Consider the following 25,355-nt stretch of genomic DNA (forward strand, 5'->3'; position numbering starts at 1 on the left):
GATCTACCCCCTTCGCGCCGCAGCCTTCCAGCCGCCCGCTGAGAGGGCGCTGAGAGCTTGTGGCGCCGATGATCCGGTGCCATGTTGGGGCTTGTGGTTGAACACTGACGTACCAGCTGGTCCTCTGGGTGGGGAGATCACGGATGCGGCGAACGGGGATGGTCGGGCTGCTGGCGGCGTGCGGACTGCTGGCGGGCTGTCTGGGGCAGACGCGGGAGGGCGATCGGGCGCAGAACGCCGACGCCAAGGAGATCACGCTGACGATCGTCGCCAACGCGGCGGCGGGCGGGAAGAACGCCCGCGGGGCGAACTGGCTGCAGAACTGGGTGATCCCGAAGTTCACCGAGCTGCAGAAGGCGAAGGGCGTCACCGCGACGATCAAGTTCGAGCAGAACGGCGCGGGCGACGAGGACTTCAAGACCAAGGTCGCGCTGGACCTCAAGACCGGTGGTGGTGGCGACATCATCGAGATCGACGGCATCTGGCTCGGCGAGTTCGCGCAGGCCGGGCAGATCAAGCCGCTGAACGACGTGGTCGGCGACACCGACTGGGACGGCTGGAACCAGATCCCCAAGGCCGTGCAGGGCCTCGGTGAGTTCGACGGCAAGCGCTACGGCGTGCCGATGGGCACCGACGGGCGGGTGCTGTTCTTCAACAAGAAGCTGTTCGCGCAGGCCGGATTGCCCGCGGACTGGCAGCCGCGGAGCTGGCAGGACGTGCTGGACGCCGGTGCGAAGTTGAAGGCGCTGCCCGGTGTCACGCCGATCCAGCTCAACGCCGGCACCGCGATGGGCGAGGCCACGACGATGCAGGGCGTGCTGCCCGCGCTCGCCGGCGCCGGCAAGCCCGTCTACGAGAACGGGAAGTGGCAAGGGGATTCGGCCCAGCTGAAGGACGTTCTGGGGCTGTACCAGAAGGTTTACGGCGGCGGGCTCGGCGATCCGGTGTTGCAGCAGGAGGCCAAGGGGCGCGACCGGTCGTTCACGCTGTTCGGCGAGAACAAGATCGGCATCCTGCTGGAGAGCGACTACTTCTGGCGTTCGGTCGTGGAACCGAAAAACGGCGTGGCGAAGATGGCCGACCGCGACACCGCCGTGGGCTGGGCGCTGGTGCCCGCGAAGAAGCCCGGGGCGGGGGTCGGCGGGCAGGACTTCGTGAGCATGTCCGGCGGCGGCGTGCGGGTGATCAACCCGAACACCAGGTATCCGAGGCAGGCGTGGGAGTTCATGCAGTTCCTCAACTCCGCGGAAGCCGTGAAGGAGTCGCTGGCGGGCGCCGCGCAGCTCACCCAGCGGCAGGACGTCAACGACGAGGTGCTCAAGGGCGACCCGATGCTGACGTTCGTCGCGGAGAAGGTCCTGCCGATCACCCGCTACCGGCCGGGTCTCGCCGACTACCCGAAGGTGTCGGCGGCACTGCAGCAGGCGACCGCGGACGTGGTGGCGGGCAAGAGCCCGGACGACGCCGCTCGCGCGTACCGGGAAGCGTTGGTGAAGGCGGTCGGTGAGGGGAATGTTGGCTAGCCCGGACAGTTCCGGGCTGGGCGTCCGGCGCGCTCTGGGGTTCGTCACGCCGGCGTTGGTGCTGATCGGGGTCTTCCTGGTCTTCCCCGCGCTGTGGACGCTGTACATCGGCATCACGAACTACCAGCTCACCGGACCCGCGGCGGCCAACCCGAGGGTTGTCGGGCTGGACAACGTCGTCGAGGCCGTGCGCGATCCGTTGTTCACGAACTCGGTGTGGCTGACGGCGTTGTTCGTGCTGGGGTCGGCGGTGATCGGGCAGAACGCGCTGGGCTTCGGGCTGGCGTGGCTGCTGCGCGCGGTCCGGCCGTGGCTGCGGCGGACCGTCGAGGGCCTGGTGCTGCTGTCGTGGATCCTGCCGGGCACGGTCGTCGCGTACCTGTGGTTCGCGGTGCTGAGCCGCGACACGGGCACGCTGGGGTTGCTGCTCGGCTCACCGGAGACGGCGTGGCTGGTGCAGTACCCGATGACCAGCCTGATCATCTTCAACGTGTGGCGCGGCACGGCGTTCTCGATGCTGCTGTACACCTCGGCTCTGGCCGCGGTACCGCCGTCGCAGCTGGAGACCGCGCGGCTGGCCGGTGCGTCGGGGTGGCAGACCGTGCGGGACGTGGTGTTCCCGCACATCCGCGGGCACGTGCTCACCAACACGTTGCTGATCAGCCTGTGGACGGCCAACGACTTCACGCCGTTCCTGCTGACCGCGGGCGGGCCGAACCACCAGTCCGAGGTGCTGCCGGTGCTGATCTACCGGCAGGCGCTGGAGAGCGGCCAGCTCGGCTACGCGTCCGCGATGTCGATGCTGTTGCTGCTGGGCAACCTGGCGATCGCCCTGGTGTATCTGAGGCTGCTGCGGAGGCGTGCGTGAGTCCTCTGTGGATGGTGCGGCGGATCGGTTTCTACGTGCTGATCACGCTGGTGCTGGCGTTCTTCGCGGTGCCGATGCTGTGGCTGGCCTCTGCGCCGTTCGACTCGAAGCCCGGTCTGGGGTTGCGGTGGCCGGACTGGACGTTCTCGAACGTCGTCGCGACCTTCGACCATCCCTACGCGCTGACGTCGTTGGTGAACTCGTTGGTGCTGTGCGTGGTCGCGACCGTGGTGACGACGGTGCTCGCGGCGCTGGCGGCCTACGCGTTGTCGCGGGTGCGGATTCCCGGCCGTGATCTGCTGCTGTACCTGCTGTTGCTGTTGTCGTCGGTGGTGACCGGCACGGCCGCGATGGTGCCGATCTTCGTGATGATGCTGCAGCTCGGCCTGATCAACTCGCAGTTCGGGACGGCGCTGGTGATCGCGGGCGGCATGTTGCCCGCGGCGATCTTCATCCTGAAGGACTTCATGGACGCCGTGCCGCGGTCGTACGAGGAGTCGGCGCGGGTGTTCGGCGCCTCACCGCGCCAGGTGCTGAGCCACGTCGTGCTGCCGGTCGCGCGGCCCGGTGTCGCGACGATCTTCGTGTGGGCGTTCGTCAACGCCTGGGGCAACTTCCTGCTGCCGTTCCTGCTGCTGCGCGACGTCGGCCAGCAGCCGGCGGCGGTGCTGCTGCGCACCCTGTACGACGAGGGCGGCAGCGCCAACCTGACGGTGATCCCGGTGTTCTCGCTGCTGTACTCGATCCCGGTGGTCGTGCTGTACCTGTTCGTGAGCAAGCGGTACGGGTTCCGATTCCACGGAGGCATCAAGAGCTGATGGCGGGCATCACTGTGGAGGGTCTGTCGACCGTCTATCCCAACGGGGTGCGGGCGGTGGACGCGTTGGACCTCGAGATCGCCGACGGCGAGCTGTTCGCCCTGCTCGGCCCTTCCGGTTGCGGCAAGACCACGTTGCTCCGCACGATCGCCGGGCTGGAGGGCGCCGCCGAGGGCGGGGTGTCGATCGGCGCGCGGGACGTGACCCGGCTGCAACCCGGTGATCGCCGGGTCGCGATGGTGTTCCAGGACTACGCGTTGTTCCCGCACATGACGGTGTCGGAGAACATCGCCTATCCGCTGCGGGTGCGCGGGGTCGCGAAGGCCGTGCAACAGGAGACCGCGGTGCGGACCGCCGGTGGACTGAGCCTCGGGGCGTTGCTCGATCGCCGCCCCGGCCAGCTTTCCGGTGGGCAGCAGCAACGCGCGGCGCTGGCGCGTGCGGTCGCCGCGTCGGCCGAAGTGCTCCTGCTGGACGAGCCTCTGTCCAATCTGGACGCTCGGTTGCGGCTGGAGGCGCGGACCTTCCTGAAGAAGCTGCAGCGGGAACTCGCCCTGACGACCGTGTTCGTGACACACGACCAGGCCGAGGCACTGGCGCTGGCCGATCGGATCGCCGTGATGGACGCCGGCCGGATCCGGCAGCTCGGCACCCCGCGCGAGGTCTTCCAACGCCCGGCGGACACGTTCGTCGCGAACTTCATCGGGTCGACGCCGATGAACCTTGTGCCGCGCGGGGATCTGATCATCGGTGTTCGGCCCGAGTACCTGGTGCCCGCTGCCGAAGGCCTGTTCACCGGCGCTGTGTCCATTGTGGAGAATCTCGGCGTCACGTCGCTGGTGACGCTGGACTGCGGTGAGGACCAGATCGGCTACGTCGTGCCGGAGGACGACGAGCCCGAGATCGGTGCGACCGTGACCGTGGACGCCCCGCCCGCCCGCGTTCTGCGCTATGACAAGGAGACCGGCCTACTCGTGAGGTGACGCGATGTTCCAGACCGACGGCTACGAGACGCACAGCCGATTGCTGGCCCCGGCGAAGTTCGAGGCACTGGCGGCGCACTTCGAGACCAAACTGGCCGCTCTGCCTCCCGGGGAGCGGCCCGAGCACATGGACGTGCCGCACCTGACCGACCCGGCGCTGTTCGAGTGGCTGCTGGACCCGGACGTGCTGGACCTCGTCGAGTCGCTGATCGGCCCGGACATCGCGCTGTTCTCGTCGCACTTCATCTGCAAACCCGCCGGCGACGGCAAACCCGTGCCGTGGCACCAGGACGCGCACTTCTGGCGCGACACCATCGACCCCGCGGGCGACGCGATCACCGTCTGGCTCGCCATCGACCCCTCCACCACCGAGAACGGCTGCCTGCGCGTGATCCCCGGCAGCCATCTGGCGCCCGTCTCACATCGAGGCAACGACGACTCGTTCTTCAACCAGGAAACGGCCGTCGACGAGTCGCGGGCGGTCGACGTCGAGCTGGAGCGCGGCGCGTGCAGCATTCACTCGGCCATGCTGGTGCACGGCAGCCCGCCGAACCGCAGCTCGGCGCGCCGCTGCGGTTACACCATGAGGTACCTGCCGACCACCATCAGGTTCCTGAAACCGGGCGAGCACAAGATCTATCTGGCGCGCGGCCGCGACCGTGCGGGCAACGTCTACGCACCGGTGCCGTGATTCGCCAGTGGTCTGGTCCAGCTTGATCGATCCTCCACCTTGACCGGCCACGGAGCCGGACATAGCGTACTGGAAAGCGCTTTCCGACCTAGGGGGCTTCGTGAAACCGGTTACGGGGGACCGCTGGCGCGGTGTCGTGGAGCGAACGTGGCGTCCTGTGGCGCTGTTGGCCGCCTGCCTCGCCATCTGGCATCTCGTCACCGTCACCGGCCTGGTCGAGGCCTACCTGGTGCCGTCGCCGGGCAAGACCTTCCAGTTGCTCGTCGACAAGTGGTCCTACCTCTGGGGGCACACGTGGGTGACCACGTACGAGACGATCCTCGGGTTCGTCATCGCGGGCATCCTCGGCGTCCTCGTCGCGGTCGCGATGGTCTACTCGCGCACGGTCGAGAGCACGGCTTATCCGTTGCTGCTGTTCGCGCAGGTCATCCCCAAGATCGCGATCGCGCCGCTGTTCGTGGTGTGGCTCGGCTTCGGCTTCGAGCCGAAGGTCGTCGTGGCCGTGCTGATGGCGTTCTTCCCGGTCGTCATCTCCACTGTCACCGGTCTCAAGTCGGTCGACACCGAGATGCTGGAACTCGCGGCCACGATGGGCGGTGGCCCGGTCAAGACGTTCGTGAAGATCCGCTTCCCCGCCGCGCTGCCGCACCTGTTCGCAGGCCTCAAGGTCGCCGTGACGCTCGCCGTCACCGGTGCCGTGGTCGGTGAGTTCGTCGGTTCCAACGAGGGCCTCGGCTACGTGATCCTGCAGGCGAACGGCAACATGGACACCCCGATGCTGTTCGCAGGGCTGATCGTCATCTCGGTGGTCGGCATCCTCCTCTTCCTCCTGCTCGATCTCGCCGAGCAGCTGATGCTGCCGTGGCACTCCAGCAGGCGTGGCGCCGCCGTCACAACCCTTCTCGCGAAAGGTGGGACATGAAGAAACTGCTCGCAGGCCTTCTCCCCGCGATGCTGGTGGTTGCCGCCTGCGGAGGTGGTGGCGGTGGTACGACAACGTCCGGTGGCGAGGCCAAGGACGTCACACTGACCCTCAACTGGTACCCGTACGGCGAGCACGCGCCGTTCTACTACGGGGTCAAGCAGGGCATCTTCGAGAAGCACGGGATCAAGCTCAAGATCCAGGCCGGCCAGGGTTCCGGCAAGACCGTGCAGGCCACGGGCGCCGGGCAGACGGACTTCGGCTGGGCCGACACGTCCGCGCTCGCCACGGCCGTAGAGCAGGGCGTGCCGGCCAAGAGCGTCGGGGTGTTCCTGCAGACCACGCCCGCGTCCGTGCAGTTCTTCACCGAGAAGAACATCAAGAAGCCCGAGGATCTCAAGGGCAAGTCGGTGGCGACGACCGCGGGTGACGCGTTGACGAAGACGTTCCCGGCGTTCCTCAAGCAGAACGGCATGCAGGAGTCCGACGTCTCGGTCCAGAACATCGACCCGGCGGGCAAGATGGCCGCGGTCATCTCCGGCCGGACCGACGTGTTGCTGGGCTTCGCGTCCGACCAGGGTCCGACGATCAAGGAGAAGTCCGGCAAGGACGTCGGCTACCTGCGGTTCTCCGAGTTCGGGTTGAACTACTTCAGCAACGGGCTGCTCACGTCGAAGTCCATGCTGCAGAAGGATCCCGAGCTGGTGAAGAAGATGGTCGCGGCCACGCAGGAGGCGTGGGCGGAGGCCGAGAAGGCACCGGAGGCCGCGGCCGAGTCGATGAAGGGCGCCGCCGAGCAGCTGCCGTCGCCGACGGTCGTGCTGGAGCAGTTCAAGACGACGCTGACGTTGCTGCACACCGATGCGACGAAGGGCAAGGCGCCGGGCGTCAACACCTTGGATGACTGGAAGAAGACCATCGACACCTTCCAGAAGACCGGCATCATCAAGCAAGCCGCTGAGCCCTCCGCGTACTGGGAAGAAAGCGTTGCCCCGAAGGGATGAGCGTGACTCTGGGAATCACCACCTCCGCCGTCTCGATCGACGACGTCTCCGTGCGCTTCCAGTCGAAGCGCACGGAGGTGACGGCGATCCAGCAGGTCTCGCTCGACGTCGCACCGGGCGAGTTCGTGTCCATCGTCGGCCCGTCCGGCTGCGGCAAGTCGACGTTGCTGAAGCTGGTGTCCGGGCTGCTGAAGCCGTCCTCGGGATCGGTGACGTTGCTGGGGGAGGAGGTGCGCGGCCCGCGGCACGACATCGGGTTCGTGTTCCAGCGGGCGGCGTTGCTGGAGTGGCGTTCGGCCAGGAAGAACATTCTGCTGCAGGCTGAGATGCGGGCTATGAACGCCGTCGAGGCGGGCAAGCGCGCGGACGAGCTCATTGAGATGACTGGACTTGCGGGGTTCGAGCACGCCCTGCCGCACGAGTTGTCCGGTGGCATGCAGCAGCGCGTGGCGTTGTGCCGCGCGCTGCTGCATCAGCCGCGGGTGTTGTTGATGGACGAACCGTTCGGCGCGCTGGACGCGTTGACGCGCGAGCAGATGAACGTCGAGCTGCATCGGGTGTGGCGGGAGACCGGCACGACGGTGTTGCTGGTGACGCACTCGATCGCGGAGTCGGTGTACCTGGCGAACCGGGTGATCGTGCTGACGCAACGGCCCGCGGTGGTCAAGGAAGTCATCGACGTTGACCTGCCGGCCGAGCGCGACTACTCCGCGACGATGGCCAGGCCCGAGTTCGCCGCGGCGACGGCGCACATCAGGGACCTCCTGGGGGCCGTGACAGGACATGACTGATCCGCTCTTGTGAGCTGGGTCACCCATGGGTAGAGTCTGGCACGCCGCCGCGTGGTAAGCGCTTTCCCAACCCGCGAGGTGCGGGTTCGGTTCGTTCGACAACATCGGCCGGGCCGGCTCTCGCACGCCGATCTCGTTGGTCAACGGCGGCGCGGCGATGCGCACGGCGGACGGCGCGTTCCCGGGATCGGCGACGTCGTTGCAGCTCAAGCAGGTGCGGCCGAACAACAAGAGCAACGACGACTGGAAGGCCGGCACCTGCAACTCCGGTGGCGTCGCGTCGATGAGGGCGTTCAGCAAGGCGCGCGGCATGTCGATCATGACCTGGGTGAAGGTCACCGGTGAGGCTCCCGCACGCAACTCGAACTCGTCCGGGACCGGTGACTTCTACGGTGCGATCGGGTTCGCGGGGATTCTCGCCGGTGACTCGGACGGGCATGTCGCGCGGGCGTTGCTGGAGACGGAGAACCACGACGGCGCGATGCGGTTGATCGCGCTCGGACGCCGGGTGGACGGCGGCGACAAACAGTACTGGGTGTCCAGCGCGGACTGGAAGACGCTGATACCTGCTGATAAATACGCGTGCAACTGCCGGCTGGACAGCCTGATGCTGCTGAACCGCGCGGTGACCGCGGACGAGGTGCGCGGGCAGTACGAGTGGGTCACCCAAGGCCGGAGGTGAGGGTTGTAACCACCTTATTAGCTAGGTAGATTCCGGGTGCCGCTGCATTGGAAAGCGCTTTCCGCTGCCGTGCTGCCACGGCCTGGCCCACAGGGTGGTGGGGGATGTACAGACGGTTGTCTAGTTTGGCTGTCACAACATTCGTGCTCTCAGCCTTGTTCGTACCCATCGCGTCGGCCCAGTCCGACGTGCCGATCGCCGACCCACTGCCGACGCCGGGCGCGTCCGGCATCGGCCTCGAACTGACCGAGGTCGCGCAGCTGCCGAAGTCGGAACCGGTACCGCCGCCGACGGACGCGCGCCTGCGCCGGTACAACCGGATCAACTACCTCGGCGAAATTCCGGACGGGTCCGGGCGGCTGTTCGTGCCGGACATGAACGGCAAGCTCTACCTGCTGGACAACGGGGTTCAGCACGCGTATCTCGACCTCGGCGCGGTCGTCGGTCCGGACTTCCACAACCACCGCGGTCTGGGCAGCGGGTTCGGGTTCGTGGCGTTCCACCCGAACTTCAAGCGCAACGGCAGGTTCTACACCGTCCACACCGAAACCGGTTCCGCGCTCACGTCGAAGAAGCCGGACTGGTCTTCTCCCGTCGACAACCAGGTCCACGGCGTGATCACCGAGTGGATCGCGGCCGACCCGCGCGCGGACCTGTTCTCCGGCGCGCACCGCGAGATCATGCGCGTCGGCTACGCGTCGTTCATCCACGGCTTCCAGGAGATCGGCTTCAACCCGAACGCGCGCTGGTGGGACGAGGACTACGGCCTGCTGTACCTCGCGTCGGGCGACGGCGGAATCGGCATCTCGACGACGCTGCCGCAGGATCTGGCGCTGCCACAGGGAAAGATCCTGCGCATTGACCCTGATGGCCGCAACGGCATCAACGGCCAGTACGGCATCCCGCGCACGAACCCGTTCGTGCGCAAGGAAGGCGCCCTGGGCGAGATCTACGCGTACGGCATGCGCGACCCGTACCGCTTCAGCTGGGACTCCGGCGGTTCGCACAAGATGTTCCTCGGCCACATCGGCGAGAAGGCCGTCGACTCGGTCTACGAGGTCCGCAAGGGCGCCAACCTGGGCTGGAGCGAACGCGAGGGCATCTGGTCGTTCCACCGCGGTGACCCGTCGTGCGGCGTGTTCCCGCTGCCCGCCGACGACGCGAAGTACGGCTACACCTATCCCGTCACCGCGTTCGACCACAACCGGCTCGCGTCCCAACGGCCGTGCGCGGACAGCGGGAACGCGCTGATGGGCGGCTTCGTCTACCGCGGTGCGAAGATCCCGTCGTTGCGCGGCAAGTACATCTACGGCGAGGGCGTGAAGGGCCTGATCTACTACGCCGAGGAACGTGAGATGCGTGCCGGTCAGCCGATGGCCACCACCCGCGAGATGATGGTGTACGTCAACGGGCAGCTGACCACGATGAAGGCGTTGGTCAACGATCCCAACCGGGTCGACCTGCGCTTCGGGCGGGACGCCGCGGGTGAGCTCTACGTGCTGGCCAAGGCGAACGGCAAGATCTGGAAGGTGACGGGTGCGCGCACCTTCGCCTCCTGCCGTTCCGGCCACGACTTCGTCAGCGGGGCCACCTCGGCCCGGTCGTGGGATCCCGTGACGCCAGAGCTGTGGCAGTTTCCCGGCCGCGAGGTCGTGCTGGCGCAACCCGGCGTCGCGCGTCCCGGCCCGCGCCGGCCGTTCGAGTACGCCGTGCTGAAGAAGGGCCCCGCGTTCGCGTCGGTGCAGGTGGATGCTCGGGTGCGGCTGGACACGCCGGTGGCGGAGTCGAACCGGGACGTGATCATCGTGTTCGGGTACAGGTCCGACACCGAGTTCTACTACGCGCATCTGTCGTCGGACAACAAGATCTATCCGCACAACGGGATCTTCGTCGTGAACAACGCGGACCGGCTTCGCCTTGACCACCAATGGGATGCCACGCGTTCCGTCGGTGCCGCGCCGGCGGTGTCGGACACGGCGTGGCATCGCGTGCGGGTCAGACACTGCGCGGAATCTGGCGAGATCGCGGTGTACCTGGACGGGTCGCCGTACCCGTTGATGACCGCCGTGGACAAGACGTTCTCCTCGGGCCGTGTCGGGTTCGGGTCCTTCGACAACATCGGCAGGCTGCGCGACCTGCGCGTGCAGGGCAAGGGAGTGCGGTGATGAGACGGCTGTTCGTCTTCGGTGTGACCGGGTTGCTGTGCCTCGCCCTGACCGCTCCAGCGCAGGCCACGTTCGGCACCGTGCTGCCCACCCTGTCCCACGACCTCGTGTCGTACTACGACTTCGAACACCCGGTGCGCGGCGACAAGGCCCTGGAACAGGACAGCGGCCGTTCCGGTACTCAGCTGTCCCTGATCAACGGCGGCGCCGACATGCGCGTCCGCGACGGTGCTTTCCCGCGCAGCCGCAACTCGTTGCAGCTCAAGCAGGTCAACCCGACGGTCGCCGGCAACGACGACTGGAAGGCAGGCCTTTACCGTGAAACCGGCGTGCCGTCGCTGAAGGCGTTCAACGGTGCGCGGCAGGCGTCGATCATGGGTTGGGTGAAGATGACGGGCCAGAACCCGGCCCCGAACTCCAACTCGGCCAACCCCGCCGACTTCTACGGCGCGATCGGCCTGGCGGGCGTGCTGTCCGGCGACTCCAACGGCCACGCGGTCCGCGCGCTGCTGGAGCTGATCCAGGTCGACGGCGAGCTGAAGCTGGTCGCCCTGGCCCGGCGGATCGACGGTGGCGACTCGCAGACGTTCGCGGCCACCGAGGACTGGCAGAAGTTGTTGCCGCAGAACGAGTGGGTGTTCCTGGCGGCCACGTTCGACTTCGACACCGGCGCGATGGTGCTGTACCGCAACGGAAAGCCGCTGGCCGGCAGGTACGTCGTGGCCGGTGACCCGTGGCTGCTCGAAGGAGAACCGGAGCCGGACCTGGCGTCCGCGACCGATCCGCGTGGAATCAAGATCGGCGGCAGCTATCCGCAGAACAACCGCGAGGGCAACGCCTGCAACTGCCGGATGGACAGCCTGATGTTCCTCGACCGCGTCGCGAAGCCGTGGGAGGTGCACCTGCAGTACCACTGGATGAAGGGTTGATCCACTTCAGGTGGAATCGTTGTAATGCCAAGGAGTTGCGGAACGAAAGTCCGAAGGCGCCGTGGCCCTCGTCCGCCGGGCGAGGGCCACGGAGGCCTTGGGTTGGCTCACGTTCCGTGAGCGGTGATTTTCGTGCGCCGAGCGGACCGAGGCCCTTAGTCCCGGCTGATCACCTTCACCGAACCCTGCCGATTCGACCTTCGGGTGACGTCGTAGATCCGCTAGCGTGCGGGCTTCCGCCGAGTCCAACGGAGTGCCCGCGTGAATGTTGGAGTGCCGCCCGAGCGCGGTACCACGACCAACAAGGTGGACGGCGCCGGCAACGTCGTGCAGGCCGGCGAGGTCCGCGACGTGCACTTCCACGGCGTGCCGGACGGCGGGTCGCAGCCGGGTCTGGTGTCGACGATCGCACCCACGGACCTGCTGCCGGGCAAGGTCTTCGGCCGCGAGCAGCTGGTGGCCCGGCTGGTGGACGTCACCCAGCGGGCCGACGGCACGCAGGTCGTCCTGCACGGCACGGGCGGCAGCGGAAAGACGGTGGTGGCGCTCTCGCTGGCGGACCGGCTCGACCACGAGTTCCCGCGCACCCGTGTGTGGTGGGTCGACGGGTCGTCGGAGAACAGCCTGTCGGCAGGGTTGCGCGAGGTCGTCTACGACGCGGATCCGCACCATCGCGTCGAGGAGGTCATGCGGGCGTGGCGCGGTGAGGGGTCGGCGCCGAACCTGCTGAAGAAGGTGCTGGCCGAGATCCCCGGCCGGTGGACGCTGATCATCGACGGGGCCGACGACCAGCGCGTGCTCGCGCAGTGGCGGCCGGCTCTGCAGCACGACACCGGCACCGTCGTCCTGACGACCAGGCACAGCAAGGCGAAGGAGTGGACTCGCTGCGCCGAGGTGCACCAGGTGAGCACGCTGCACGAGGAAGCCGCGGTCGAGATGCTGCACGCGCTGGCTCCCGGCTCCGGCACGGCGGAGCAGGCCAGGGAGCTGGCCTGCGCGCTGGGATATCTGCCGCTCGCGCTGCGGCTGGCGGGGAGCTACCTCAACACGGTGCCCACGCTGCCCACCACCGGCGGACTGGCGCTGCCGCAGAGCTTCGAGCAGTACCGCCTGGTGTTCCACGAACGGTTCGGCGAGCTCGACCAGTTGCACGAGATCGGCAGCGGCCTCGCCGAGCGCGAATTGTTGTCGCGGACGTGGGAGTTGTCGCTCGACCTGCTCGCGGACCTGGGCATGCCGTGGGCCCGCCCGCTGCTGCGCTGGTTGTCGTGCTTCGAGCAGGCCCCGATCCCGTGCGACCTCGCGAACTCCGAGATCCTGACCAGGTCGCCGCTGTTCAAGGGCATCACGGGAATGGACCTGATCCACGCCTTCGTGTTCCTGACGAACTTCGGCCTGGTCGAACAGATTTCGGTGTGGGGCATGCGTTCTTCGGCGGTCACCACGAAGTGCTGGGTGCTGCACCCCGTGATCCGCGAGGCGAACCGGCACCAGCCCGACGTTCAGCAAGATCTCCAGGCCTATCTCGCCCTGTGCTACGCGACGCTCGACGGCTACACGAGCTTTCTCTCCGCCGAGGTGCAGGAGGATCTTTCGACGTGGGCCGTGCTGAGCCCGCACTGCGAGTTCGTGGTGGAGTGGATCCACCGCGACCGGGCGAAGCTGCCCGTGCCCGAGGACTGGGAGCTGCTGGGCACGAAGCTGTCGTGCGTGGTCGCCCGGTTCTCCGCCCTGTCCGGGCAGTACGACCGCGCGGAGGCGATCTTCCGGCACGCTCTGGTCGTGCGGCTGCGCCACCTCGGCGAGACGCATCCGGAGGTGCTCGCCGCGCGGCGCAACATCGTGCTGTTGCGCTGGCAGCGCCACCGTTCCGAACAGTCGCTCGCCGAGCTCGTGCTGCTGGGCGAGGACACGAAGTCGGCGCTGGGAGAACGTGATCCGCTCACGATCACCTGCCAGCTGGACCTCGCACTCGCTCATGCGTCGCGGGCAGAGGAAGACGCGGCCGACCGCGTGGTCGACGACTACCGGGCCATCGTGCGCCTGAGCCGCGAGCTGTACGGCCGGACCGACGCGACTGCCCTGTCGGCGCAGATGAACCTGGTCACCGAGCTCGGCCGGCGCGAGGACGAGTCCTGCCCGGCCGAGCTGCTGAGGCTGCTGACGATGATCGAAGAGGTCGAGACCGCGCCGGACGTGGCGATCCAGGTGCCGTTCAGCCTCGGCCGGCTGCGTGCCGCGGTGATGAACCTGCTGCAGAACAGCCGTGGCTGGAGCGAACCGCAGGAGTAGCTCTCACTTGACAACGACGACGGACCGGGCAGGTTGGAGGTGGGGGGTCGGCAGAAGCGGGGGGAACATGCGGGAACAGGGTTGCGGGAAAAAGGTGCTGCGCGGCGGGTTCACCGGCGACGTCGCTTGACCGGTGCGAGGTCTTCCACCTCGGCGAGCAGGCGCAACGCCTCGGCTTCGTGGTGGCGGTCGCCGAGCCCGGCCCACACCGCCGCGCTCGCGCGGTAGTGCTCGGCGGCCTCGGCCGGCCGGTCGGTGTGCTGGTAGATGAAGGCGAGGTCTTCCAGCGTGGACGCCTCGGCGGCGCTCTGGTGGCGCAGACTGCGGCACATCTCCAGCGCACGCCGGCAGAGCGGGAGCGCCTCGGCGAAGCGGCCGAGGTTCGCGGTGTGCCAGCCGACCGCGTTCAGCGCCTCGGCCTCGCGGGCGGTGAAGCCGGAGGCGCGGAAGAGTTCCAGGGCCTTGGTCGCGTGTTCGAGGGCGCGTTCGTGGTCGCCGAGTTCGGCCCACGCCACCGTGATGGACCGATGGGTGTGCGCGCGTTCGTTCAGGTCGTCGCCCTGGTCGACGATCGCGAGCGATGCCTGGAGGTGGTCGAACGCCTCTGGCAGGCGCAGTCGCGCGCACGCGTCGCCGAGCAGGCGGTGTGCTCTGCCCAGCAGGAGCGGGTCGCCGAGGTGGTGCGCGGCGGCCAGGCCGCGTTGCCACGTCTCGCGCTGGTCGTCCATCCGGTCGGCGCGGTAGTGGTAGGTGTTCAGCACCCAGGCCAGCTGCCAGACGTGGGTGTGCCAGCCGTGTCGTTCGGCTGCCCGCTGGATGTCCAGCAGACCGGCGTGCTCCGCGTCGAACCAGGTCAGCGGGTCCGCTCCGGTCAGCGGACGGCAGCCGGACGCGGGCGGGGCCAGTTCGATCGGTGGGATGTGCGGGGCGAGTGACGTCGCCATCGGCAACGCCGTGTGCAGGTAGAAGTCGGCCAACCGGCGGAGCGCGTCGACGCGCGTCTGTTCGGGGATGAGTCCCAGCGCCTGTTCGCGCGCGTACAGGCGGACGAGGTCGTGCATCCGGTACCGGCCGTCGGCGGACCGGCTCACCAGGCTCGCGGTCTCCAGCTCGGCCAGTTGCCGCCGGGGAGGTACCGGGCTGAGCGACTTGACCGCGCTCGCGCTGAGGTCGGGTGCGAGTGCCAGCAGACCGGCCAGTTCGGCCGCCTCGGGACTCAGGGCCTGATAGGACCACGACAGCGCGGACCGCAGGCTGACCCCGGCCTCGTCGGTGTCGAGCGCGTCCAGCCGTGCGGCCTGGTCGCGCAGTTCGTCCGCGATCCACGCCAGCGGCATGTCCGGGCGCACGCAGGCACGGGCGGCGATGATCGCGAGCGCCAGCGGCAGACCGGCGCAGTGCTCGACCACCGCGGTGACCGCGTCGGGTTCGGCGGCCACGCGGGTCTCGCCGAGGCGGGTGGCGAGCAGGGCCCTGGCTTCGGCGTCGGGCAGCACGCCGAGTGGTACCGACACCGCGCCGTGCGTCGCGACCAGGCCGGTCAGTGCCCGGCGGCTGGTCACGACGACGGCGCAGGACGAGCCGCCGGGCAGCAGCGGTACCAACTGGTCCGACTCGGCCGCGTTGTCGAGCACCAGCAGCAGCCGCCGGTCCGCGGTGACGCTGCGGTAGAGCGCGGTCCGTTCCTCGTCGCCGGAGGGGATCGAGTCGCTGTCGACGCCGAGCGCGGAGAGGAACGCGTGCTGGGCGTCCGCGGGCCGCATCGGGTTCGCGCCGGGGCCGAAGCCGCGCAGGTTCACGTGGAGCTGGCCGTCCGGAAACCGTCCGGCCTGCTCGTGGGCCCACTGCAACACCAGCGCGGTCTTGCCGGTGCCGCCGAGCGCCCACACCACCACGGGGGCCTGGCGTGAGGCCGCGTCCAGCAGGGCCAGTTCCGGAACGCGGCCGATGAACCCGATGGGCGCGGTGGGCAGCTGGCGTGGCACCGGCCGGTCCGCCGACGGCTTGCCGCCCGCCGCCACCAGCAGTTCCTCCTCCTCACCCGGCTGCAGGCACAGTGCCTGCGCGAGGCGTCGCACCGAGGCGAGCTGGGGGTTGGTGCGCCGGCCGGTCTCGACGCCGCGGATCGTGCTGACCGAGACCCCCGACCGGGCGGCGAGCGACTCCTGGGTCAGCCCGGCCCGCTTCCGGTGATAGCGGACCAGGGCGGCGAATTGATCTGCCACAGAACCAACGTAGCGGGCGGACCGGTCACAGATGGACGGTTCGTGACCTGTGCAAGGTGATCACGCCGACCCCACGATGAGAGGGGGCTACTGAGGGGAGACAGCCATGAAGGATTTCACCGCTGAACTCGAGCAGGTCTTCGGCGTCGCGCCGAGCCGGGAGACCGGTCTGTTGATCGACAGGTTCGACGACACCGGCATCGGCGGCGGGGTCGGCCGCCCGACCATCTGCCGCGCCGCTGGCGAGCGCTTGTGCATCGGATGCGTTACCCGCGCGTCCGTCTGCCGCGCGTCCGTCTGCATCTGCCGCGCGTCCGTTCCTGAGGCCGCATTCTCCATCTGCATCGCGCCCTTCGGCGACCCGTCCGTCAGTCCCTGCCGGGTCGGCTGGTGCGGCACCACTCGCGTCGCTGTTCCGGCGTGACGTCGCGACACATCGGGTTCAAGCGGCACCTGCGTGCCGAGGTGGTACCGGGCGACGCGGTGTACGTGTTCTCCGAGGAGGACACCACCGCGTTGCGCGGCCCCCACGTCGAGGCGCTCGCCCCGTTGCTCGACGGCAGCCGGGATCTCGCCGCGGTGCGCCGTGACTTCGACGCCGCACCCGAACACGCCGCCGGTCTGCTGACCCAGCTCGCGCACGTGGGGCTGATCGGTGCCCGCACCTCCGGCTCCGCCTACTGGGACGCGCTGGGCGTCGAACCCGCCGGGACGCCGGACGTCGAGGTGATCTCCCTCGGCGTCGAGGCCGATCTGCCGCCGATCGTCGAGGGTGACGGCTCGCTGACCGTCGTGCTGGTGTCGGACTACCTGGTCGACGGTCTGTCCGAAGTGGACGAGAAGCTGCGTGCCGCCGGCCGCCCGTGGTTGCTGGCGAAGCCGGTCGGGGCCACGGTGTGCGTCGGCCCGTTCTTCACGCCGGGCTCAGGTCCCTGCTATCACTGCCTTTCCCATCGGCTGTGGGCGAACCGGGCCGCCGAGGCCCACGTGTGCTCCGCTCTCGGCCTGCCGGGCGCGGTGCCGCGGTCTCCCGTCGTTTTCGAGCCACTGCAGGCGATCGCGCTCAATCTGGTGGCCCTGGAGGCGGCCAAGTGGGTCGCTGGTCACCGGTACGACGGCCAGCGGGCCCTGTGGATGTTCGACAGCCGCGACCTCACCGGCAGGCGCCATGCCGTCTCCGCCCGCCCGCAGTGCTCTTCCTGCGGCGACCCGGCCCTGCTGAGCGAGCGGGCCTGGCGTCCGCTGGAGCTGTCGTCTCGCCCGAAGGCGCACACGTCGGGCGGCGGACACCGTTCCGTCGCGCCAGAAGAGGTGCTGTCGACCTACCGGCACCTGGTGAGCCCGGTGACCGGGGTGGTGAAGGACGTCGTCCGCGACGACCGCGGCCCTGCGTTCTTCAACGTCTTCCGGTCCGGCCCGAACCTCGCCCTCGGCAACCGCGGCGCGGCCCACCTCCGCTCCGCCCTGCGCTCCCAGAACGGCGGGAAGGGCGTCACCGCCCTGGACGCCGAGGTGGGCGCGCTGTGCGAGGCGTTGGAACGGCACAGCGGTTACGCCGACGGTGACGAGGCACGCGTGCGCGGCAGCTACCGTTCGCTTGGCGCACAAGCGATCCATCCAGGCACGGTGCAGCTGTACGACCCGCGTCAGTTCGCTGATCGCGACGCCTGGAACTCCGCGCATTCGGACTTCCAGCACGTCTGTGCCCCGTTCGACGACGAAGCCGAGTTCGACTGGACGCCGGTGTGGTCGCTGACCCGGGGCGAACACCGGTTGCTGCCAACGGGTCTGCTCTACTTCGACGGCGAGGCGGACGCCCGGCTGATGGCCGACTCGAACGGCAACGCGGCCGGGTCGTCGCTGGAAGACGCTGTCCTGCAAGGGATGCTGGAGCTCGTCGAACGTGATGCGGTCGCCCTGTGGTGGTACAACCGGACTTCGCAGCCACCGGTGGACCTGGGCGGGGACCCGTGGATCGACTCGCTGCGGGCCGTGCACGCCGGACTCGGCCGTGAGGTGTGGGCGCTCGATCTGACGTCCGACATCGGCGTGCCGGTCGTGGTGGCGTTGTCCCGGAAGACTTCCGGTGAGCGCGAGGACATCATGCTGGGCTTCGGCGCTCACCTCGACCCGGCGCTGGCGTTGCGTCGTGCGCTGGCCGAGATGAACCAGATGATGCCCGCCGTGGTGGACGGCGTGCACTGGGACGACGATCCGGACCTCCAGCGCTGGCTCTCCACCGCCACCGTGGCGAACCAGTCCTACCTGCTGCCCTCGGGGGCACCGGTCCGCCACCCGTACACCGAGTCCGGCGATCTGCTGTCCGATGTGCACGATGTGCGGGCACGGCTGGAGAAGGCAGGTCTGGAGGTGTTCGTGCTCGACCAGACCCGGCCGGACATCGGGTTGCCCGTGGTGAAGGTGATCGTGCCGGGGCTGCGTGGTTTCTGGGCCCGCTTCGCGCCCGGCCGGCTGTTCGACGTGCCGGTGCGGCTCGGCAGGCTCAGCTCCCCGACGCCGTACGAGGAGCTGAACCCGATCCCGATCTTCCTGTGACGATCCCAGGGTGACGATCCCAGGGTGGCGATCACAGGGTGGCGATCCGCACCGCCTTCGCCATCGCCTCGAACCCCTTGTCACCGGGGTGCAGGTGGTCGCCCTGGTCGTAGTCGGGCCTGATCCGTTGCGGGTCGGCAGGGTCGCGGATGACCTGGTCGAAGTCCACGATCGCGTCGAAGTCGGAGCTGGTGCGGATGAAGGAGTTCACGGCCTGCCGCACCGCTTCGAGCTCGTCGGTGTAGCTGCGCCAGCCCTTGAACGGCGTGATCGTCGCGCCGATCACCCGCAGGCCGCGGTCGTGCGAGCGCTGGGCGATCTGCTTCAGCGCGGCGATGATCTTGGCAGGGTCGGTCTCGTGCGGGGTCTGCTGGATGTCGTTGATGCCCTCGAACACGATGACCGAGCGGACGGCGGACTGGGTCAGCACGTCGCGGTTCAGCCGTGCCTGCGCGTTCACGCCGGCCCCGCCGCCGTCGAGCAGAAGCCGGTTGCCGCTGATGCCCGCGTTCAGCACGCCCAGCCGGGTGTTGATCCGGTCGGCGAGCTGGTCGGGCCAGCGCAGGTTCGCGCCCCAGGTCGAGTTGGCGCCGTCGGTGATCGAGTCGCCGAGCGCGACCACGCTGCCCCGCAACGTCGCCGAGCGCACGTCGACGCCCGAGACGTAGTGCCAGTTCGTGGTGCGTTCGCGGAAGGCCGCGGCGGACTCCTCGGCCGAGTGGTCGCCGTCGCGGGTGAAGTACGAGTTCTGCATGGTCAGGCCGTGGTGGGTGACCGGACCACCGGACGACGGCGTGTACACGCTGACCAGCAGGTCGGAGTCGGCGGGGACGTTCAGCGCCACGCCGTCGCTGAAGACGTCGGTGCCGGGCGCGGCGGTGATCGACCGGGCACCGCCGAACGTCAGCGTGCGCATGGTGCCGGGTACCGCGAGCGGGGTGTCCGAGCCGGCCGCGCGGGCGACCGTCACGGCGCCGAACACGATCGGGGTGCGGCCGAAGGCGTTGGAGAGCCGGACGCGGATCTCCTTGCCGCCGGCGCTGACGTGCACGATGTTGCGGATGGTGTAGTTCGGATAGCCGTTGTCCGTGCCCGGCACGGCCGACGAGGGCGCGGCGGCCCAGGTGCCGACCCAGCGGGCCGGTGCGGCCTGGGCGGGGGAGGCCGCCGCCACGAGCAACGCCACTGCCAGCAGAAAGCGCGTCATGTCCTCGACCTTGGCAGCGCTCCCACTCGTCCGGTATCCGCCGATCTTCGGATCTATGCTTCACCCCGTGTGGAACGGGGCTGAGTACCAGCGCAGGTTCGACTCGCTCGCCGAGTCGGGGATGGACGTGCACGGCGAGGCGACGTTCGTGCGCGCGTACGAACCGAAGACCGTGCTGGACGCCGGTTGCGGCACCGGGCGGGTCGCGATCGAGCTGGCGCGGCACGGCATCGAGGTCGTCGGCGCGGATCGCGACGAGTCGATGCTCGCGCACGCGGCAGCACTCGCGCCCGGCATCACCTGGGTGCGCTCCGACCTGGCCGAACTCGATCTCGGGCGCACCTTCGACGTCGTGATCATGGCCGGCAACGTGCCGCTGTTCACCGAGCCCGGTACGCAGGACCAGCTCGTCGCGGGTGTCGCCAGGCACGTCGGGAAAGTCCTGATCGCCGGGTTCAGCCTGAACCGCGGGTACACCGTCGAGGAGTACGACGAACACTGCGCACGGGTCGGGCTGAAGCTGGCCGAGCGGTTCGCGACGTGGGACCGGCAGGAGTTCCTGGGCGGTGGCTACGCGGTGTCCGTGCACCTGTCCTGATCGCGGTATCGGAGTTTCTCGGCGTGGCGGCACGGCCCCGGCGCTACGGTGTGCCCAAGTCCCAGTGGGGTGGTCGCAGCGGTGTGAAGGGCAGGAGCCTGGCGTGACGTCGTGGACCGAAGTGATCAACTATGTTCGGGTCCGGTACGAGGTGCTGGAGGAAAGCGACGAGTGGCTGCGGTTCCGGCTCGACACCGCGGGCGACCGGACGCAGCAGGTCTCCGTGCACCACCTCCCCGACGTCGACGGCCAGGCGTGGGTGGAGATCTCCTCGCCCGTCGGCCGCGCCGACGAGGTCGACCTCCGCCGCTTCCTGGAGCTGGCCGGTGCGCCGGAACTCGGCGGAGCGGCGGTCGTGGACGGCATCGCGCTGCTCAAGCACGTGGCGCCGCTGGAGGACCTGAGCATCCGGGAGGAGTTCGAGCGCCCGCTCACCCTTCTCGTCACGCGCGCCGACACCCTGGAGCACGAACTGACCCAGCGCGACCACTTCTAAGCACCTGACCAGAAGTCTTGTCCGAAACCTCACGACTCGTTGATGCCGAGCGCGTCTGCAAGTACCACCAACTCTTGATCGAATCGCCCTCAACTACACCCAACCGGTTCGTCACCCGACGAACCGGCGCCGTGTCCTCCGTCCAGAACCGCCCTGTTGGTAGTAGAAAAGTGCCTGTTGATGTTGAGTTGGCGGTACTTGCAGACGCCATCAGGCCGAACGGGCGTCCGTCAGGCGAGTAACGGACACAACTTCTGGCAGCCTGCTTAGCGGTACGCCCTGGTCGCGGCCTCGACGAACGCCCTGGTGAGCGGGTCGTCCCTGGTCCACGCGAGGACGACCGGACTGGGCGGCAGGTCTCGCAGCGGCACGACCTTCAGCTCCTCGCCGAGGTCGTGACCGAGCGGGGCCAGGCCGACGGTTCCGTTCCACAGCACGGACTGCACGCACTCCTGGACCGCGCGGACGACCGGGCCGCGGCGGGGCCGGCCGCCGTTCCAGTAGTCCTGCCAGATCTCGTCGGTGCCAGCGGGGAACTGGAACCAGTCGCGATCGGCTAGATCGCCGGTGGTGAGGTGGTCGCGCTGGGCGAGCGGGTCGTCCGCCCGGAGCACCGCGCCGACCGGATCCCGGCGCAGCACCAGGGTTTTCAGGCCCGAGTCGTCGAACGGTCCGCGGGTGAGGGCGATGTCGACCTGGTTCGTGCGCAGGCCGCAGGTGGGGTCGGTCAGGTCGGTCTCGCGGATGCGGATCTCGACGTCCGGACGCTGCAGCCGGAACGCGGCGGCGAGGCGGGCCGCACCGTGGTCGCCGAGCAGACCGACGGTGATGGTCCTGCGCGTGAGCTTGGCGCGGACGCGGTCGGCGTGGTCGAGCAGGGCCCGTGCCTCGTCGAGCAGTGTGTGGCCGGCCTCGGTGAGCGTGACGCCGGCGGGGGAGCGGTGGAACAGCGTGGTGCCGAGATCGGTTTCCAGGTGTTTGATCGCCCGGCTCAGCGGTGGCTGGCTCATGTGCAGCCGGTGCGCGGCCCGGCCGAAGTGCAGCTCCTCGGCGACCGCGACGAAGTAGCGCAGCGTCCGCAGCTCCATGATCAGGCACGATACTCGCTCGGTATCGGGTGTACCCAGCCGGTCTTGGACGGGGAGCCGGGCGCGGCGGTGGAGTGGGTGCATGAACCTCCCAGACCCCGTCGTCCAGATTTCCGGCGCCGTCGACATCGCCTCCGACGTGCTGGTGATCCCGAACGACCACGTCGGTCTCGTGCCCAACATCGGCGTCGTCGGCGGCACCGAAGCGGTTCTCGTCGTGGACACGGGACTCGGTGCCGCCAACGCGTCCGAGGTGTTCTCGTTCGCGTCCGAGATCGCTCGCGGTCGGCGGATCTACCTGACGACCACGCACTTCCACCCGGAGCACGCGTTCGGCGCGTCTGTGTTCGAAGGCTCGTACGTGGTCAACCGTGCACAGGCAGAAGACCTGCGGCGCAAGGGATCCGGCTACCTGGAGATGTTCCGCGGGTTCGGTGGCGCGATCGCCGCGCGGCTCGCCGGGACCGAGATTCCGGTGCCGGACGTGGTGTTCGACGGGGTGCACTCGCTCGATCTCGGTGGCCGGATGGTGGTGCTGCGGCCGACCGGGCGCGGGCACACGCCGGGGGACCAGGTGATCGAGGTGCCGGACGCCGGCGTGCTGTTCACCGGCGACCTCGCCGAGACCGGGCAGTTCGCGATCTTCCCGTGGTTCCCGCCGCACGACACCGACGTCTCCGGTCTCGCCTGGATCGAGGTGATGGACCGGTTGATCGCCGCGCGGCCTCGCGTGGTCGTGCCGGGCCACGGGACGACCGGTGGGGTGGAGGTGCTGGAGGGCGTGCGCGACTACCTGCGCGAGTTGCGGGACGAGACGTGGCGGCGGCGCGACTCGGCGACGGGGCTGCCGGAGATCGTGGCCGAGGTGCGGGCGGTGCTGATCGACCGGCACCCCGAGTGGGCCGGGCAGGAGTGGATCGAGCCCGGAGTCGGTTGCCTGTGCGCTGAATAATCGCTTGGCGAGGTTCGGGCCGGCGCCGCACCCTGAGTCCGTCATGGAACATGGTTTCGGTACACGGCAAAGCGTGCCGTGGGATGTTGAACTGCTCAGCGATCGGTGCCTGGCACCGTTGCCCGGGGACTGGCTGGCACGGACCGCCGACGGGCTCGTCTCACTCAACGCGGGGCTCGTCTGCCCGCCACCGCTGATCGTCGAGGACTACGGCGACGAGGCGTGGCGGGACGTGGTTCCCGCGCTGCACACCTCACCGGACGGCCGGTACGCCGCCGCGGTGAACGACTACGGCAACCTCGGCACGGTGGTCGACCTGACGTCCGGGGAGGTGGTGCTGCGCCTGGACCGCGACCACGTTCACACCGCGACGACGACACCGTTCCCGATCGCGTTCCTGCCCGGTGACCGTGTCCTCGCGGCCACGGACGTGTGCCGGCTCGACGTGATCGACCTCGTCTCCGGCTCCGTGCTGACCGCGCGGGACACCGAGTTCGACGAGTACCACGGGCGGTTGACCGTCAGTCCGTGCGGCCGGCGGGTGCTCGACGACCGATGGGTGTGGCACCCGATCGGTGTGCCCACGGTCATCGACGTCGACCAGTGGCTGAGGACCGGCGGAGAACCGGAAGGCGTTGCGCTCACGGACCGCGGTTACGCGTGGGATCAGCCCGTGGCGTGGGTGTCGCCGGAAGTCGTCGCGATTCAACGGATCGGTCGCGACGACGAGAAGATGGTCGACGGCTTCGAGTTGTACGCGGTGCCGGACGGGCCCGCGCTGGAGCCGGTGGTGGGGCCTGCCGGTCGGATGTGGGCGCACAACGGTCTGGTGTACGTCAGCGGTCCGGACGGGCTCGAGGTCTGGGATCCCTCAGGTGGTGCGCGGGTCGGTCTGGTGCCGGGCTTCCGGCCGACCGCGCACCGCGACGGCGTCTTCGGCGAACTTGTTGGTGGTGTTCTCCATGGTTTCAGTGTTGACTAAATGTAGTCTTCGCCGAGGTGCTCGCGGATGACCTTCTTCGGCACGCACAGAGTCCAGGCACCGATGACGAGCTCGGTCATCTCCTCGACGTCCAGCTCGGCCATCGAGGCGTGCACCCACTGGAACCGCATGTCCGACTGGCTCGGGAACGCGAACTTGACCGGGTCGCTCGCGACCAGCGCTTCCCGTTCCTCGCGCGGGTAGCCGAAGCCCAGCACGGTTTCGTCGCGGGACAGCGCCGCGTAGACGATCTGGCCCACGCGGAACTTCACGCGGTCGCGGATGAGGTGTTCGGTGGTGCGCGGCAACGACAGTGCCACGGCACGGATGTCGGCAACGGTGACCATCAGGCAGTCCTCCGCGCGGCGTGGGTGGTTGATGTGGCTGTGACGGTGACTGTGACGGTGACCATCAGGCAATCCTCCACGCGGCGGCGCCGTTGTGCAGGAAGTTGGCGCGGGCGGGTTCGCCGGCGGCAACGGTGGCGGCGTGGACTCGATGCCCGCGGCGGTGAAGAGGTCGTGGGCCAGCGGGGCGCCGCCCGGGCTGTTGGTCAGGACGGCCATTGCCACGCCCGTGGCCGGGTTGACGCGCAGGAAACTCTTCTGGTCCTTGGAGACTCCGGTGTGGCCGATGATGCCGCCGGGGCAGCGCATCCAGCCGAGTCCCCAGCCGGTGATGCCGTCGCCGAAGTCCGGGATGTCGTCGAGCTGGGTTCGCGCAGCGCGGCGAGTGCCGGGTCGGTCAGGTGGAGGCGGACGAACTCCAGCAGGTCGCGGGCGCTCATCATCAGGTGTGCGCTGCCGGGTGCGGCGTCGCAGGTGGACACGGTTCGGAGGCCGAGCGGCGTGACCAGCTCCGCGTGCACCACGTCGTCGAACGGCTTGCCGCGCAACACTTCCACCAGTCTGGCGAGCACCACGAACCCGCTGTTGGAGTACGAGAACACCTCACCGGGCGGGAACCAGTGGTCGGCCTCGGCGAGGGCGGCGACGAACTCCTCGATGCCGCTGGTGCCGGTGAAGTGGTTGCTGTCGAGGCCGCCGGTGTGGGTGAGCAGGTGGCGGGAGGTCAGGGTGTCGGCGGCCTGGTCGCGCAGCCGGAAACCGGGGAGGTGCGCGCTGATCGGGCGGTCGAGGTCGAGCAGGCCCTCGGTGACCAGCCGGTGGATCAGGGTGGCGGTCCAGATCTTGCTGATCGAGCCGATCCGGAACGCCGAGCCGGTGGTGACCTCGGCCTGGGCGTGCAGCCCCGCGGCCTCGTCGCGGATCTCCCCGCCGGCCAGCACGGCGACCTGCGCGCCGGGAACGTCGTACTGGGCGATCAACTCGGTGAGAGGCATCGGTCAATCCTGCAGCACGCCATTCCGGCAAATAAGAACGAATCGGACAAACTAGATCAAGAACCCCTGCGTTCCAATTTCTGACCGAGGGTCGGATGTTGTCTCAATTCGCGTGCTGGCGGCACCGCGACCTGCGCATCCGTGCCTGCATAACGCCGTTTGATCGGTTCGTTATCGAATTGAATACCAGTTCGGTGAGAGCGTGGCCACACTCGAATGTTCTTTTCACTCGATCGGGTGA

22 protein-coding genes and 2 pseudogenes are annotated in these 25,355 nt (G+C 68.7%); 18 read left to right on the forward strand and 6 right to left on the reverse strand.

Going from position 1 to position 25,355, the window contains the following annotated elements; translation table 11 throughout:
* Positions 1-143: 143 nt before the first annotated feature.
* The 12 genes from B0F77_RS13750 (at position 144) to B0F77_RS13805 (ending at position 13,668) form a co-directional block, all read left to right on the forward strand.
* The gene (locus B0F77_RS13750; protein ID WP_086663264.1) at positions 144-1,523 is read left to right on the forward strand and encodes an extracellular solute-binding protein; all 1,380 of its coding nucleotides are present in this window, start codon (positions 144-146) and stop codon (positions 1,521-1,523) included.
* Positions 1,513-2,391: a carbohydrate ABC transporter permease gene (locus B0F77_RS13755; RefSeq protein WP_086663265.1), complete on the forward strand. Its 879-nt coding sequence runs from the start codon at positions 1,513-1,515 to the stop codon at positions 2,389-2,391. The genes B0F77_RS13750 and B0F77_RS13755 overlap by 11 nt, the downstream gene beginning before the upstream one ends.
* Positions 2,388-3,209, forward strand: coding sequence for a carbohydrate ABC transporter permease (locus B0F77_RS13760; RefSeq protein WP_086663266.1), 822 nt, complete (start codon positions 2,388-2,390; stop codon positions 3,207-3,209). The genes B0F77_RS13755 and B0F77_RS13760 overlap by 4 nt, the downstream gene beginning before the upstream one ends.
* Complete coding sequence (locus B0F77_RS13765) at positions 3,209-4,192, forward strand: ABC transporter ATP-binding protein (protein WP_086663267.1); 984 nt, start codon at positions 3,209-3,211, stop codon at positions 4,190-4,192. The genes B0F77_RS13760 and B0F77_RS13765 overlap by 1 nt, the downstream gene beginning before the upstream one ends.
* A gap of 4 nt (positions 4,193-4,196) precedes the next feature.
* On the forward strand, positions 4,197-4,883 hold the full coding sequence (locus B0F77_RS13770) for a phytanoyl-CoA dioxygenase family protein (RefSeq protein WP_086663268.1): 687 nt from the start codon (positions 4,197-4,199) through the stop codon (positions 4,881-4,883).
* 157 nt (positions 4,884-5,040) lie between these two features.
* A complete protein-coding gene (locus tag B0F77_RS13775) occupies positions 5,041-5,805 on the forward strand; it encodes an ABC transporter permease (RefSeq protein ID WP_245848094.1) in 765 nt (254 codons plus the stop codon).
* Entirely contained in the window at positions 5,802-6,809 is a 1,008-nt protein-coding gene (locus tag B0F77_RS13780) for an ABC transporter substrate-binding protein (RefSeq protein ID WP_086663270.1), read from the forward strand. The genes B0F77_RS13775 and B0F77_RS13780 overlap by 4 nt, the downstream gene beginning before the upstream one ends.
* Positions 6,806-7,600 carry an ABC transporter ATP-binding protein gene (locus tag B0F77_RS13785; RefSeq protein WP_086663271.1) on the forward strand — a complete coding sequence of 265 codons (795 nt, stop codon included), beginning with the start codon at positions 6,806-6,808 and terminating at the stop codon, positions 7,598-7,600. Before B0F77_RS13780 ends, B0F77_RS13785 begins: the two co-directional genes overlap by 4 nt.
* Before the next feature lie 136 nt (positions 7,601-7,736).
* Entirely contained in the window at positions 7,737-8,282 is a 546-nt protein-coding gene (locus B0F77_RS13790; protein WP_086663272.1) for a hypothetical protein, read from the forward strand.
* A gap of 155 nt (positions 8,283-8,437) precedes the next feature.
* Positions 8,438-10,447, forward strand: a complete 2,010-nt coding sequence (locus tag B0F77_RS13795) for a PQQ-dependent sugar dehydrogenase (RefSeq protein ID WP_245848099.1) — start codon at positions 8,438-8,440, stop codon at positions 10,445-10,447.
* Complete coding sequence (locus tag B0F77_RS13800; RefSeq protein ID WP_086663274.1) at positions 10,447-11,376, forward strand: LamG domain-containing protein; 930 nt, start codon at positions 10,447-10,449, stop codon at positions 11,374-11,376. Before B0F77_RS13795 ends, B0F77_RS13800 begins: the two co-directional genes overlap by 1 nt.
* 261 nt (positions 11,377-11,637) lie before the next feature.
* Positions 11,638-13,668 (forward strand): tetratricopeptide repeat protein, encoded by a 2,031-nt coding sequence (locus B0F77_RS13805; protein ID WP_143466711.1) that lies wholly within the window; start codon positions 11,638-11,640, stop codon positions 13,666-13,668.
* 110 nt (positions 13,669-13,778) lie between these two features.
* Here the strand turns inward: B0F77_RS13805 and B0F77_RS13810 are convergent, their stop codons facing one another.
* Positions 13,779-15,893: a tetratricopeptide repeat protein gene (locus B0F77_RS13810; RefSeq protein ID WP_086663276.1), complete on the reverse strand. Its 2,115-nt coding sequence runs from the start codon at positions 15,891-15,893 to the stop codon at positions 13,779-13,781.
* Positions 15,894-15,999: 106 nt separating this feature from the next.
* Here B0F77_RS13810 and B0F77_RS13815 point away from each other — a divergent pair, with 106 nt between their 5' ends.
* On the forward strand, positions 16,000-16,317 hold the full coding sequence (locus B0F77_RS13815; protein ID WP_086663277.1) for a hypothetical protein: 318 nt from the start codon (positions 16,000-16,002) through the stop codon (positions 16,315-16,317).
* Positions 16,314-18,449 carry a TOMM precursor leader peptide-binding protein gene (locus B0F77_RS13820; RefSeq protein ID WP_086663278.1) on the forward strand — a complete coding sequence of 712 codons (2,136 nt, stop codon included), beginning with the start codon at positions 16,314-16,316 and terminating at the stop codon, positions 18,447-18,449. The genes B0F77_RS13815 and B0F77_RS13820 overlap by 4 nt, the downstream gene beginning before the upstream one ends.
* Positions 18,450-18,480: 31 nt before the next feature.
* Here B0F77_RS13820 and B0F77_RS13825 read toward each other — a convergent pair whose 3' ends face one another.
* A complete protein-coding gene (locus B0F77_RS13825; RefSeq protein WP_086663279.1) occupies positions 18,481-19,656 on the reverse strand; it encodes an SGNH/GDSL hydrolase family protein in 1,176 nt (391 codons plus the stop codon).
* A 67-nt stretch (positions 19,657-19,723) separates the two neighbouring features.
* Between B0F77_RS13825 and B0F77_RS13830 the strand changes: the two genes are divergently transcribed.
* Positions 19,724-20,254, forward strand: coding sequence for a class I SAM-dependent methyltransferase (locus B0F77_RS13830; protein WP_245848100.1), 531 nt, complete (start codon positions 19,724-19,726; stop codon positions 20,252-20,254).
* 103 nt (positions 20,255-20,357) lie between these two features.
* Positions 20,358-20,750, forward strand: coding sequence for a hypothetical protein (locus tag B0F77_RS13835; RefSeq protein WP_086663281.1), 393 nt, complete (start codon positions 20,358-20,360; stop codon positions 20,748-20,750).
* Positions 20,751-21,016: 266 nt separating this feature from the next.
* Here the strand turns inward: B0F77_RS13835 and B0F77_RS13840 are convergent, their stop codons facing one another.
* Positions 21,017-21,838 (reverse strand): LysR family transcriptional regulator, encoded by an 822-nt coding sequence (locus B0F77_RS13840; protein ID WP_211293777.1) that lies wholly within the window; start codon positions 21,836-21,838, stop codon positions 21,017-21,019.
* Between the two features lie 82 nt (positions 21,839-21,920).
* Between B0F77_RS13840 and B0F77_RS13845 the strand changes: the two genes are divergently transcribed.
* Both B0F77_RS13845 and B0F77_RS13850 read left to right on the forward strand, forming a co-directional pair.
* Positions 21,921-22,790 (forward strand): MBL fold metallo-hydrolase, encoded by an 870-nt coding sequence (locus B0F77_RS13845; protein ID WP_086663282.1) that lies wholly within the window; start codon positions 21,921-21,923, stop codon positions 22,788-22,790.
* A gap of 73 nt (positions 22,791-22,863) precedes the next feature.
* The gene (locus B0F77_RS13850) at positions 22,864-23,772 is read left to right on the forward strand and encodes a YncE family protein (protein ID WP_086663283.1); all 909 of its coding nucleotides are present in this window, start codon (positions 22,864-22,866) and stop codon (positions 23,770-23,772) included.
* Here the strand turns inward: B0F77_RS13850 and B0F77_RS49705 are convergent.
* The 3 genes and pseudogenes from B0F77_RS49705 to B0F77_RS13860 form a co-directional block, all read right to left on the reverse strand.
* Positions 23,769-24,119: an MmcQ/YjbR family DNA-binding protein gene (locus B0F77_RS49705; RefSeq protein WP_086663302.1), complete on the reverse strand. Its 351-nt coding sequence runs from the start codon at positions 24,117-24,119 to the stop codon at positions 23,769-23,771. The two genes, B0F77_RS13850 and B0F77_RS49705, sit on opposite strands and share 4 nt — an antisense overlap.
* Positions 24,120-24,344: 225 nt before the next feature.
* Positions 24,345-24,428, reverse strand: a pseudogene (locus B0F77_RS50850) (hypothetical protein); the annotation flags it as partial.
* A gap of 95 nt (positions 24,429-24,523) precedes the next feature.
* Positions 24,524-25,114: pseudogene (locus tag B0F77_RS13860) on the reverse strand (serine hydrolase domain-containing protein); the annotation flags it as partial.
* Between the last annotated feature and the right edge of the window lie 241 nt (positions 25,115-25,355).

Source organism: Lentzea kentuckyensis (assembly GCF_002150765.1).
Classification (GTDB): domain Bacteria; phylum Actinomycetota; class Actinomycetes; order Mycobacteriales; family Pseudonocardiaceae; genus Lentzea; species Lentzea kentuckyensis.